At 55.7% G+C, this 12,595-nt stretch carries 10 protein-coding genes; all 10 read left to right on the forward strand.

All coding sequences use genetic code 11. The features are described 5' to 3' along the window. Positions 1-3,401, forward strand: a 3,401-nt coding sequence (dnaE, locus tag OEL57_RS08675) for a DNA polymerase III subunit alpha (protein ID WP_300739661.1), incomplete at its 5' end; no start/stop codon positions are given. A 185-nt stretch (positions 3,402-3,586) separates the two neighbouring features. After that, positions 3,587-4,537 (forward strand): acetyl-CoA carboxylase carboxyltransferase subunit alpha, encoded by a 951-nt coding sequence (locus tag OEL57_RS08680; RefSeq protein ID WP_300739663.1) that lies wholly within the window; start codon positions 3,587-3,589, stop codon positions 4,535-4,537. Positions 4,538-4,606: 69 nt separating this feature from the next. After that, a complete protein-coding gene (locus OEL57_RS08685; RefSeq protein ID WP_300739665.1) occupies positions 4,607-5,002 on the forward strand; it encodes a YbaN family protein in 396 nt (131 codons plus the stop codon). A 205-nt stretch (positions 5,003-5,207) separates the two neighbouring features. Further along, positions 5,208-6,032: a pseudouridine synthase gene (locus OEL57_RS08690; protein WP_300739667.1), complete on the forward strand. Its 825-nt coding sequence runs from the start codon at positions 5,208-5,210 to the stop codon at positions 6,030-6,032. Between the two features lie 12 nt (positions 6,033-6,044). Continuing rightward, a complete protein-coding gene (asnS, locus tag OEL57_RS08695; protein ID WP_300739669.1) occupies positions 6,045-7,436 on the forward strand; it encodes an asparagine--tRNA ligase in 1,392 nt (463 codons plus the stop codon). 3 nt (positions 7,437-7,439) lie between these two features. Continuing rightward, a complete protein-coding gene (locus OEL57_RS08700) occupies positions 7,440-7,721 on the forward strand; it encodes a DUF503 domain-containing protein (RefSeq protein ID WP_300739671.1) in 282 nt (93 codons plus the stop codon). A 96-nt stretch (positions 7,722-7,817) separates the two neighbouring features. Beyond that, positions 7,818-10,214: an HD family phosphohydrolase gene (locus tag OEL57_RS08705; RefSeq protein ID WP_300739673.1), complete on the forward strand. Its 2,397-nt coding sequence runs from the start codon at positions 7,818-7,820 to the stop codon at positions 10,212-10,214. After that, complete coding sequence (ybeY, locus tag OEL57_RS08710) at positions 10,201-10,578, forward strand: rRNA maturation RNase YbeY (protein WP_300739674.1); 378 nt, start codon at positions 10,201-10,203, stop codon at positions 10,576-10,578. The genes OEL57_RS08705 and ybeY overlap by 14 nt, the downstream gene beginning before the upstream one ends. Before the next feature lie 28 nt (positions 10,579-10,606). Then, the gene (locus OEL57_RS08715; RefSeq protein ID WP_300739675.1) at positions 10,607-11,461 is read left to right on the forward strand and encodes a hemolysin family protein; all 855 of its coding nucleotides are present in this window, start codon (positions 10,607-10,609) and stop codon (positions 11,459-11,461) included. Beyond that, positions 11,458-12,595, forward strand: a 1,138-nt coding sequence (lnt, locus tag OEL57_RS08720) for an apolipoprotein N-acyltransferase (RefSeq protein ID WP_300739676.1), incomplete at its 3' end; no start/stop codon positions are given. The genes OEL57_RS08715 and lnt, both read left to right, overlap by 4 nt.

Consider the following 12,595-nt stretch of genomic DNA (forward strand, 5'->3'; position numbering starts at 1 on the left):
ATACCGACCACGGCAATATGTTTGGTGCGGTGGAGTTTTACCTGAAGTGCAAGAAGGCCGGGATCAAGCCGATTATCGGCTGCGAGCTGTACATCGCCCCTGACTCACGTTTTTCAAAAGATTCCAAGGGTATATCAGATGCTGCCTATCACATTATCCTGCTCTGCGAAAACCTTGAAGGGTACAAGAACCTCTCCTACCTGACCTCTGCCGGGTATAAGGAGGGTTTCTACTACCGCCCCCGCATAGATCGCGCCCTGTTGGAAAAGCACGCTGGAGGTCTGATCGCCCTGTCTGCCTGCCTGAAGGGTGAAGTGGCGATGCAGTGTGGTCGTGGCAAGCTGGATGATGCACTGGAGACCGCACGCTGGTACAGCCAGATTTCTCCGGATCGTTATTACATCGAGATCCAGGAAAACACCCTGCCAGAGCAGGACTTGGTCAACCAGCGCCTGTTGGAGGTGGCCAAAGAGCTGAACCTGCCGTTGGTGGCCACCAATGACTGCCACTACCTGAACCGTGAAGATGCCAAGGCCCATGAGGTGCTGCTCTGCATCCAGACCGGCAAGACCATGTCTGATCCTACCCACATGAAGTTCTCGGCCGATGAGTTCTACGTCAAAACCCCGGATGAGATGGCGGCGGCCTTTCACTATGCTCCCCAGGCGGTTGCAAATACGGTGGCCATTGCTGAACGCTGCAATCTGGAACTGCCGTTGGAGAAAGAGTACTACTTCCCTCACTTTGAACCACCCGAAGGCAAAAACCACGACGACATGCTGGAAGAACAGGCAGTTGTAGGGCTTGCCGAACGTTTAATCACCATCCGGGCCAAGTACCCGGACATGACCGAAGAGCAGGTCCAGGGCTACCATGATCGTCTGCGGATCGAGCTGGACTGTATCCGCCAGATGAAGTTCCCGGCCTACTTCCTGATTGTGGCTGACTTCATCAACTGGGCCAAGAACCAGGGAATTCCGGTGGGACCGGGCCGGGGCTCGGCTGCCGGTTCGCTGGTGGCCTATGCTATCAAGATTACCGACCTTGACCCCCTGCCCTACAACCTGCTGTTTGAGCGGTTCCTGAACCCGGAACGGATCTCCATGCCTGATATTGACGTGGACTTCTGCCAGGATCAGCGTGAAAAGGTGATCGAGTACGTGGTGCAGAAGTACGGTCGTGAGCGGGTCTGCCAGATCATCACCTTTGGGACCATGAAGGCCAAGGCGGTGGTGCGGGATGTGGGTCGGGCCATTGATATGGCCTACGGCGATGTGGATAAGATAGCCAAACTGATCCCTGACGACCTGAAGATGACCATAGACAAGGCGATCAAACAGGAACCGCAGTTGAAGGAGATGGCTAACGCCGACCCCAAAGTAGCCCAACTGTTGGAGACCGCCAACTGCCTGGAAGGACTGGCCCGTCATGCCGGAACCCACGCCGCTGGGGTGGTGGTGGCACCGGATCAGCTGGAAGAGTACCTGCCGGTTTACAAGGATCAGAAGACCGGCGGCATCAACACCCAGTATTCCATGAAGTATGTGGAGATGGTGGGACTGGTCAAGTTCGACTTTCTGGGCCTGAAAAACCTGACCGTCATCCAGAACGCGGTGCGGATGATCCGGGAGGGACAGAATCCTGATTTTGACATCACCCGCCTGCGGGATGATGACCAGGCCAGCTACGATCTGATCACCGCCGGTAACACCACCGGCATCTTTCAGCTTGAATCCAGCGGCATGAAGGAGATGCTGGACAAACTGAAGCCCTCCTGCTTTGAGGATGTCATCGCAGCCTGCGCCCTCTACCGTCCTGGCCCGCTGGGCTGCGGCATGGTGGACGAATTTATCGAGCGCAAGCATGGCCGCCAGAAAGTGGTCTACGATCTACCCCAGCTTGAGCCGATCCTGAAGGACACCTACGGGGTTATCGTTTACCAGGAACAGGTCATGCAGATCTCCCGTTCCCTGGCTGGCTATTCCCTGGGACGGGCCGACCTGTTGCGCCGCGCCATGGGTAAAAAAGACCCGGCGGTTATGGCCAAGGAAAAGGAGCCGTTCCTTGAAGGGGCCAAGGCACAGGGACTGGATATCAAAAAGGCCGAGGCGATCTTTGACCAGATGGCCAAGTTTGCTGAGTACGGCTTCAACAAATCCCACTCCGCCGCCTATGCCCTGATCGCCTACCAGACCGCCTACCTGAAGGCCCACTACCCGGTTGAATTCATGGCCGCCCTGCTCTCCTGCGACATGGACAGCACCGACAAGGTGTTGAAGAGCATCAGCGACTGCCGTGAGCAGGGGATCGAGGTGCTGCCGCCGGACATCAACGCCTCAGGCCAGTCCTTTACGGTATCAGGCAAGTCAATGCGCTTTGGCCTAGGTGCGGTGAAAGGGGTTGGCGGAGGGGCAATCGAATCGATCATCGAGGCCCGTACAGACGGCCCCTTTACCGATATTTATGATTTTTGCGAACGGGTTGACCTGCGACGGGTCAACAAACGGGTGGTGGAAGCGCTGGTTAAATGCGGCGCCTTTGATTCGCTGCATAAACATCGCGCTCCGCTGATGGCAGCCCTTGATGATGCCACCACGGCAGGCCAGCGTTTTCAGGAAGAGCGGGACAGCGCCCAGGTTTCACTGTTTGGCGATATGCCCACCGCCACCGCTACCCGCTCCGGGCGCAAGCTGCCGAATATTGAAGAATGGCTGGACAAGGAAAAATTGGGCTTTGAAAAAGAAGCGCTGGGCTTTTTGATCACCGGCCATCCGTTGGACCGCTATGCCTCCGACATCAGGCGTCTGGCCAGTGCCGAGATCGCCCGACTGCCGGATTTCCCCGATGGTATGGAGGTGCGGGTCTGCGGAATCGTTACCTCCCTGAAGGAGATCATCACCAAAAAGGGTGACCGGATGGGGTTTGTCACCATAGAGGACCTGACCGGCCAGATCGAGATTACGATTTTTTCCGACATGTACGTACCATCGGCTGGCCTGCTAAAATCAGATGACCCGCTGCTGTTTACCGGCAAACTGGAAAAGGGTGAGAAGGGCTGTAAGCTGCTGGTAATGAAGCCCCAGGAAGGCAATGGCCGCAAGTTCCCCAACCAGGTCAGCGTCAATGGCGATATCAAGCTGTTGTCCGAGGCCCAGGAGCAGCAGACCACCCGTGTTAGTCTGGCGCTGCGCCTGCTTGAGCTGACAGCGGAACAGCTGACGCCGATCAGGGAACTACTGGAAAAACACCCTGGTAATCTTCCGGTGTTACTGCAGCTTGAGATCCCCAACCGCAGCCGGACCATCATCAAACTGCCGGATCACTTGAAAGTGGCGGCCAGTGATGAATTTAGGGTAGCGGTAGAACGCTGTGTCGGGTATAATGCCGCGATCTTTGAATGAATTAAATTTTATTTCACCACAGAGGGCACAGAGGAACACAGAGAAAATCTATACCTGACAAATGTGCGTCTTGTCTTCGTAACCGATAAACGAAATAAGACAAACAGCACTAAAGGTCTAGCCTCTTGCCTTCCTCCTTTTCACCCTCTGCGTCCTCTGCGGTAAAAATCAGACTGGAGATTTTCATGGCAGCTACTGTCTACATGGAGTTTGAAAAACCGATTGCCGAGCTGGAAAAGAAGATCGAGGAACTGCGCGCCCTGGGTGCCGGTGATCTGACTGCCGAGATTAACGCCCTGGAAAGCAAGGTTGAAGAAAAGCGTCAGGAGATTTTCAACAACCTGACCCGCTGGCAGAAGGCCCAGGTGGCCCGCCACATCAACCGTCCTTTTACCCAGGATTACATCCAACACCTATTTACCGACTTTAATGAGCTGCATGGCGACCGCAACTTCGGCGATGACCATGCCATTGTGGGTGGCCTGGCCCGTTTTGACGGCCAGCCGGTGATGGTGGTGGGACACCAGAAGGGGCGCGACACCAAGGAAAAGGTGTTCCGCAACTTCGGCATGCCCAACCCCGAAGGATACCGCAAGGCGCTGCGTCTGTTCCAGATGGCGGAGCAGTTTAATCTGCCGATCATCACCTTTGTGGATACCCCCGGCGCCTATCCCGGCATTGGGGCGGAAGAGCGTGGCCAGGCCGAGGCGATTGCCCGTAACCTGCGTGAAATGGCCAGCCTGACGGTGCCAATCATTGTCTGCATTACCGGAGAAGGTGGCTCCGGCGGCGCATTGGCCATTGCGGTTGGCAACCGGGTACTGATGCTGGAGCATTCCGTCTATGCGGTTATCTCACCGGAAGGCTGCGCTGCCATCCTCTGGTCCGACGGCACCAAGGGCCAGCAGGCTGCCGAGGCACTCAAGCCTGCAGCTCAGGACATCATTGAGCTGGGCGTGATTGATGAAATCATCCATGAGCCGGTTGGCGGTGCCCACCGAGACCATGAGGCCACTACCCAGGCTATGGGTTCAGCCATCCGTCGGCATCTGTCAGAACTGAAAGAGATGACTCCTGAGCAGCTGGTTGAGGATCGGTATCAAAAGTTCCGCGCCATGACCCGCATGGCAGACTAAGACCGCACATTTGTGTAACCACTCAGGGGTGCCTTGGCACCCCTTTATTGTTCAATGCAGATAAAACATATGCCTATTCAATCCCATCATCCTGTGCTCCGCTGGTTACTGATCAGTGCCGGCCTGCTCTGCACCGCACTGGGAATCATCGGCATTTTTGTGCCGTTGCTGCCAACCACTCCCTTCCTGCTGCTGGCAGCTGCCTGTTTTGCACGCAGCTCGGAGCGGTTTCATTGCTGGCTGGTGAACCATAGCCATCTGGGCCCGATGATCAGGGGGTATCTGGATGGCTCAGGCATACCGCTCAGGGCCAAACGCACAGCCATTACACTGGTCTGGCTGACCCTGCCCCCCTCAGCCCTGCTGCTGGTTCCGCCGGTATGGGCCAAAGCCCTGCTGATCCTGCTGGCCATCGGCATCACCTGGTATCTGCTGCGCCTGCCAACGTTACAGGAGGGACCATGAACAAAAAACTGCTTAAATTCCTGATTCTGATCGGTGCCGGTGCTCTGGCCGGAGGAACCATCGGCTGGATGTCCCATTGTGCTGGCGGTGGCACCTGAGCCATGATGAGCAACCCCTGGTCAGGGGCATTATATGGAGCTGCAGCAGGTTTATTTCTTGCCCTGATACCGGGGGAAGCCAACACGCAAAACCCTGAGGACAAACCATGAATGAGCGTTTGCAAAAAATTATTTCCGCTGCCGGAATCACCTCTCGCCGTGCATCAGAAGAGATGATCCTGGCCGGGCGTGTAACCGTCAACGGTCAGGTAGTAACCGAGCTGGGCAGCAAGGCTGATCCGGCCAAAGACCTGATCGCACTGGATGGACAGCCGGTTAAACCAGCAGAAACGTTCTATTATGTACTGCTGCACAAGCCTGCCGGCTATGTCACCTCGCTTAAAGATCCCCAGGGGCGGCAACTGGTAACCGAACTGGTCAAGGATATAGGCGAGCGACTCTTTCCGGTGGGGCGGCTGGACTACAACTCTGAAGGACTGCTGCTGTTAACCAACGACGGCGCCTGGGCCAATCGCCTGATGCATCCACGCCATCAGGTGGACAAGGAATACCACGTACGGGTACGGGGCAAGATTGATCCGCAGCAGATCAAGAAGCTGGCAGACGGGGTAGAACTGGAAGATGGCCCCACCGGCTCCACCACAGTACGCCTGTTGAAAAATGACCAAAGTAATGACTGGCTCTCTGTCACCATCCGTGAAGGCCGCAATCGTCAGGTACGGCGGATGTGCGCGGCAGTGGGGCTTTTTGTGGTACGGCTGCGCCGGATCCGCTACGGCAACCTGACCCTAGGCGGCCTGCAACCGGGTGAGTACCGCCTCTTGAGCAAGGAAGAGGCACAGGCACTGGATGCCCCGCCACCGGTCAAACAGCGGGAACAACGGATGGCAGCCCCTGCAAAATCATCTAAAGCAGCTCAGCCACCAGCGCCGGGTAAACGACCACCACGTAGAAAGATCATCGGGCAGTAAGCGGAGCTTCCCATGGCAAAACGCACATTGATCGCAGACCTTTTGCAACAGCCTGAAGCAGGCGGTGACTATACTGTTGCCGGCTGGGTACGCTCTACCCGGGCCTCCGGTGATGTTGCCTTCATCGTTCTGAATGACGGATCCAACCTGTCCGGCATCCAACTGGTACTTGAGCGGGCAACCGTAACCAACTTTGAAAACCACAGCAAACTCGGCACAGGAACCGCCCTGCAGGTATCCGGCGAACTGGTTCCCTCACCGGCTGCCGGACAGCAGCTTGAACTACGTGTAACTGCGTTGACGGTTGTTGGAGAATCCAACCCTGACTACCCGCTGCAGAAGAAGCGCCACAGCTTTGAGTACCTGCGCAGCATCGCCCACCTGCGCCCCAGATCCAACACCTTTGGCGCAGTGTTCCGGCTGCGCTCAAGGCTGGCCCAAGCGATCCACCAGTTCTTTAGCGAACGTAATTTTCTCTACGTCCATACCCCGATCATCACTGCCAGTGACTGCGAAGGGGCCGGCGAACTGTTCCGGGTAACCACCCTGCCCCCCAACGGCGCGCCCCGCAATGAAGGGGGCAGCATTGACTTCAGCCATGATTTCTTTGGCCAGAAGACCGGCCTGACCGTCAGCGGCCAGCTGGAGGGTGAACTGTTTGCCCAGTCCTTTGGCAACATCTACACCTTTGGCCCCACCTTCCGGGCAGAGAACTCAAACACTGCCCGTCATGCCTCGGAATTCTGGATGATCGAGCCGGAGATGGCCTTCAGCAATCTGGCTGATGATGCTGATCTGGCCGAGGAGTTCGTACGCTACCTGTGCAGTTTTGCTCTTGAGCAATGTGCTGAGGATATGACCTTCTTTGATCAGCAGATTGAGAAGGGACTGATTGAGCGGGTACACTCTGTTGCACAGGCAAATTTTGCCCGGATGGAGTATGGCGATGCCATTACTCACCTGCAAAAGGCACCGGTTTCATTCAATTTCCCCGTGGAGTGGGGCTTGGATTTGCAAACCGAGCATGAACGCTATCTGACCGAACAGGTGGTGGGTGGCCCTGTTTTTGTGCTGAACTACCCAAAGGATATCAAGGCGTTCTACATGCGTCAGAATGATGATGGCCGCACGGTGGCCGCCATGGACCTGCTGGTACCCAAGGTGGGTGAGATCATCGGTGGCAGCCAGCGGGAAGAGCGCCTTGACCAGCTGGAACAACGTATCAACGAAATGGATATCCCCAAAGAACCGCTTTGGTGGTATTTGGATTCCCGCCGCTGGGGCAGCACCCCCCATGCCGGTTTTGGCCTGGGCTTTGAGCGGCTGATCATGTACCTCTCCGGTATGGAGAACATCCGTGACGTGATCCCGTTTCCCAGGACACCGAGGCATGCGGAGTTCTGATCTGTGTTCATCTTCTGCTCTGAAATCCACCTCTCGCTGCCAGCCTTCTCGCTGAAAGAAAAACGGGGCATTGTCAAAAGCATCCTGGGCCGGGCCCGCAACCGCTTTAATGTTTCCTGCGCAGAGGTAGACCGTCAGGACAACTGTCAGGTGGCAGTGCTCAGCTTTGTCACGGTCAGCCCGGATAAGACCATTGCCTGCAACACTCTGGACCGTCTTGAGGACTGGATCTATGATGGCTGGCCGGACGTTGAAATCACCGGCAGTCAGATTACAGAACTATAAATTGACAGTTTTCATACCAGCCGCGTATAATTCAACCTTCACTATGCATACGATCCTCCACACATACCATCTTGTACACACCGTTTGACGGTACACATGCCCGAATCCCCTGGACATACACCTGAGCAGTCTCATCTTGCCTACCTGCCAAAACTGGTGAGCAATCTGCTTGATTCAATTGTACGACGATTCTCAAACCCGGCAACAGCACGGCGCAACAGAGTGCTACTACTCCTGCTGACCGCCGGACTCCTCACCCTGATCCTGCTGCCCAGCCAGCACCTGGTGACCGCCCGTTACAAACCGGGCGAGATCGCCACCTCGGATATCCGCGCCAGCCAGGACTACCTGCTGGAAGATAATGAGCTGACCAAACAGTTACGTAATGAAGCAGAGTCCAAGGCACCGGTTGTCTACACTGCCGGCGAAACCGTTGCAACAACACTGCTCAACAGCATAACCCGGGCAATGAACGCCACACGCAGCGCCCGATCTGAAAAACCGGCCATCACCACAGCCGAGCTGCGACCACTGCTTGAACCGGTACTTGATGCACAGCTTGCCGAAGGCGAGTTACGCTCTCTGCTGAAGGCAGCCAACCAGCCCCCCATACTGTCCAGCCTGAAACAGATCCTTGATGAGCTTTACAAACAGAAAATCATTCTTGATGAAAAGGTGTTCCGTTCCGATATCCAGCGCGGCATAGAGATAGCAAGCACCACCGGCAGGAGTATCGGCACGGCGACCGTAAATACGCCGTTTATCGAGATCGGCGAGGCCCGCAGGCTGTTACAGTCAAAACGGCTTGACGGTGTGCCAGCTGATGTATCCCGCCACCTGCTGGCTTTGACCGCCAAAATTCTGAAGCCCAACCTGTTCTTTGACCGTGAGGCTACTGAAGCCCGCAAAAAAAACCTCTTAAACGATGTTAAACCGGTATTGTACAAGATTCAAAAGGGTGAAATGATCGTCCGGGTGGGGGAGCGGGTCAGCAGTGAACAATCCCACAAGCTGCAGATGATCTATGAAGCCAGCCGTGGCGAAGGAACACTCTATACCGTACTAGGCATCTTTGGGCTGGTCGTGGTACTGTTCTACTTCCCCTATCGTTTTGCCTGCAAGAATATCCGTAAATTCAACCCCAGCAACCGAGATCTTCTGGCCATTGCCATTCTGATTGTGGGCAGTTTCTTTGTCTTTAAGCTGGCCCTTCTGGTTTCTGCCAACATCGGTGCTGCCTTCCCCGCAGTATCGCCCGCTTCCTACGCCTACCTCTTCCCCTTTGCAGCTGGCGCCATGATTGTGCGGATTCTGCTCAACTCGGAAGTTGCCCTGGTCTACTGCGTGATGATGGCCCCGTTGCTGGGCATCCTGTTTAACAGCAATATGTTCGTGGTCATTTATGCCCTGCTGGGCAGTGTGGTGGGTGCCCATGGTGTACGGCAGTGCCAGGACCGCAGCGTGATCTATACAGCCGGCCTCAAGCTGGCAGTGGTTAACCTGGCCATGGGAATCTGTTTCCAGACCATGAACAGCGCCCTCTTCACCATGCAGACCCTCTATGTCATCTGCTTCACGCTGGTGGGGGCGCTGCTTTCCGCCATGCTGGTTTCAGCCTTTACCCCGCTGTTTGAATCACTGTTCCACTTCACCACCAACATCAAGCTGCTGGAGCTGGCCAATCTTAACTCCCCGCTGTTGCGGGAGCTGATGATCAAGGCTCCCGGAACCTACCACCACAGCGTCGTGGTGGGCAACCTGGTGGAAGCAGCCGCCGAGGCAATCGGCGCCAACCCGTTGCTGGCGCGGGTAGCCGCTTATTACCACGACATCGGCAAGTCAGCAAAACCGCTCTACTTTATTGAGAATATGCATGGTGGCGAAAACCGTCACGACAAGCTTTCCCCCCACATGTCGGCCCTGATCCTGATCTCCCACATAAAAGAGGGTGAAGCGCTGGCAAAGGAAAAACATCTGGGACAACCGATCATTGACGTGATCCGTCAGCACCACGGCACCGCCCTGATCAAGTTTTTTTATGAAAAAGCCAAGACCCAGGCCGAGGCAAACGGGCAGCAGGTTGATCCCCAGGAGTTCCGCTATCCCGGCCCCAAGCCTCAGACCCGTGAAGCAGGTCTGGTGATGCTGGCCGATGCGGTGGAGGCAGCCTCCCGCACCCTGGTCAACCCTACCCCGGACCGGATTCAGGGGATGGTACAGAAACTGATCAACCGAATTTTTTCCGATGGCCAATTGGATGAATGCGAACTGACCCTTAAAAACCTGCATGAGATAGCCAAGAGTTTCAACCGGATTCTGGGGGCTATCTTCCATCACCGGATAGAGTATCCTGAACCGGTCCACAAGGGGAGTAGCGGAGGTAAAAAGAGCAATGCACATTCTGGTACAGAACAATCAGCGAAAACACCCGGCCCCGTTGTGTCCCATCAGGACAGCAGCAACGAGGATCTTAAACGCCTTGGGATGTCCTGACGAGACCGAACTATCAATCACCATTGTTGGTGACCGCACCATACACCGCCTGAATCGTGAGTATCTGGGCAAGGATCGCCCCACCAACGTAATCTCCTTCTCCCTGCAGGAAGGCGAGTTCGGCGATCTGACTCCCCATGCCCTGGGTGATGTGGTCATCTCAGCCGATACCGCAGCCAAAGAGGCGCAGTCCGGTGGCTGGAGCGGGTATGAACGATTGATTTTTCTGCTTTTACACGGCATCCTGCACCTAACCGGTTATGACCATGAACGGAGCGGCGAGGCCGAGGCGGTCAGGATGGAACGCAAAGAGCAGGAAATTTGGAAACTATTACGCAAAGAAGGGCTGACAGTCCTTCCCTGATCATTTAACAGACGGAGGAAAAACAAACGTGGACGAAGGAAGTAGTCGCAGGCCGGCAGGTTTGCTCGACAGGGTCACCCGACTGGTAACCGGACGTAAAAAGGTTACTGAAGAGGAGATTCACGATCTGATTGAAGCCGGCGAAGAGGAAGGGATTGTAGACGAGCAAGAACGTGAGATGATCAGCGCCATTCTGGAGTTGGACAACACCGTGGTGCGCGAGATCATGGTGCCCCGCACCGCCATGGCTGCCATCAGTATCGAGGCATCGGTACGTGAAACCATCGATGCCATCATCGCCTGTGGCCACTCCCGCATCCCGGTCTATGACGGCACCCTGGACAACATCATTGGGCTACTGTATGCCAAAGACCTGCTAAAAAGCTGGGGCATGGAAGATGCTGGAATCCACCTGCAGGATCTGATCAGACAACCGTTTTTCACCCCTGAGACCAAGACCCTTGAGCTACTGCTGCAGGAATTCAAGAAGAAAAAAGTCCACCTGGCCATTGTGGTTGATGAATACGGTGGCACTTCCGGCCTGGTCACCATTGAAGACCTGCTGGAACAGATTGTTGGCGATATTCAGGACGAGTATGACATGGAAGAAGAGCTGTATACCTGCGATCCAGATGGCTCCATAACCACTGACGCCCGCCTGCCGATTGAAGAACTGGAAGAACAGTTTCAGCTTGAGATTGAACGGGACAAATTCGATACGGTTGGCGGTCTGGTGGTCCACCTGGCTGACGGCATCCCCACTGCCGGCACGGTGGTCACCGGCGAAGGACTGGAAATTGAGATTCTGGATGCTGATCCACGCAAGGTCAAGCGGGTCAGAATCGTTCGTCTTCCCGATACAGCGGAGCCTGCTGCCCCGTGAACCTGCATGATTTCCGCCTTCCCCTGATCTCCGGCAGGATCCGACCGGCCCTGCTGGCATTGCTGTCCGGCCTGCTGATTACCCTCTCATTCCCCAAGGCAGACCTCTCGTTTCTGGCCTGGATCGCCCTGATACCACTTCTGACCACCCTTGAAGGTCAATCCCCCAAGGCTGCCTTTAAACTTGGCTTTGTTACCGGCCTGACCGCCTATGCTGGCCTGCTCTACTGGGTGATGATCGTCATGGGTGACTACGGTCACCTGCCTCTGTTTGCTACAATCCCGCTCTGGCTGTTTCTCTCAGCCTGGCTGGCCCTGTTTTATGGGCTGGCCACCTGGACAACCGTCATGGGCGAACGATACGGGATTAAATCTGCCCTGTTAATGCCACTGGCCTGGGTCGGAGCCGATTACCTGCGCAGTATTCTTTTAACCGGCTTTCCCTGGACCATGCTGGGCCATTCCCAATACCGGCTGCTGCCGTTAATTCAGGTGGCTGACCTGACCGGGGTATTTGGCATTACCGCCCTGCTGGTGCTGGCCAACGTAGTTTTTTACCGGGTTATCCGAGCCCTATCCGGCGCAGAGATCCCCTATCCTGCCAAAAGTGCCGTTGTCTTTGTCCTGGCCCTGACCTCTGCCTTAGGCTACGGTTTTTTCCGGCTGAACAGCCCGCTACCCACTACGGCCCCGCTCAAGGTGGCCCTGATTCAGGGAAATATTGATCAAGCCGTAAAATGGTCTCCAGCCTTTCGTGAAGCCACCCTTGATATCTACACCAACCTATCCCGCCAGGCTGTTGCTCAACAGGCAGCGGATCTGCTTGTCTGGCCGGAAAGTGCTGCACCGTTTTTCTTTCAGGAAAACAGCCCCTCTTCAGACCGGATTCGCAATCTTAGCCGTGAACTAAAAGCCAACCTGCTGTTTGGCAGTCCGGCTGCAGAATTGCGTAGCGGTAACTACACCAACCTTAACAGTGCCTATCTGATAGGCGCTGATGGCAGCGAGATCGGACGTGCAGACAAAATGCATCTGGTACCGTTTGGCGAATACGTGCCTCTGGCCCGACTGCTGCCGTTTGTCAACAAACTGGTCCATGGCATCGGTGATTTTGCCCCAGGCCTTGAAGTAAAGC

Origin of the sequence: Trichlorobacter sp., from assembly GCF_030247655.1 — a bacterium.
Taxonomy (GTDB): domain Bacteria; phylum Desulfobacterota; class Desulfuromonadia; order Geobacterales; family Pseudopelobacteraceae; genus Trichlorobacter.

Excerpts from the sequence above, each read along its gene's own strand:
- OEL57_RS08680 (WP_300739663.1), top strand. The coding sequence starts at position 3,587 with ATGGCAGCTACTGTCTACATGGAGTTTGAAAAACCGATTGCCGAGCTG.
- OEL57_RS08685 (WP_300739665.1), top strand. The coding sequence starts at position 4,607 with ATGCCTATTCAATCCCATCATCCTGTGCTCCGCTGGTTACTGATCAGT.
- OEL57_RS08690 (WP_300739667.1), top strand. The coding sequence starts at position 5,208 with ATGAATGAGCGTTTGCAAAAAATTATTTCCGCTGCCGGAATCACCTCT.
- asnS (WP_300739669.1), top strand. The coding sequence starts at position 6,045 with ATGGCAAAACGCACATTGATCGCAGACCTTTTGCAACAGCCTGAAGCA.
- OEL57_RS08705 (WP_300739673.1), top strand. The coding sequence starts at position 7,818 with ATGCCCGAATCCCCTGGACATACACCTGAGCAGTCTCATCTTGCCTAC.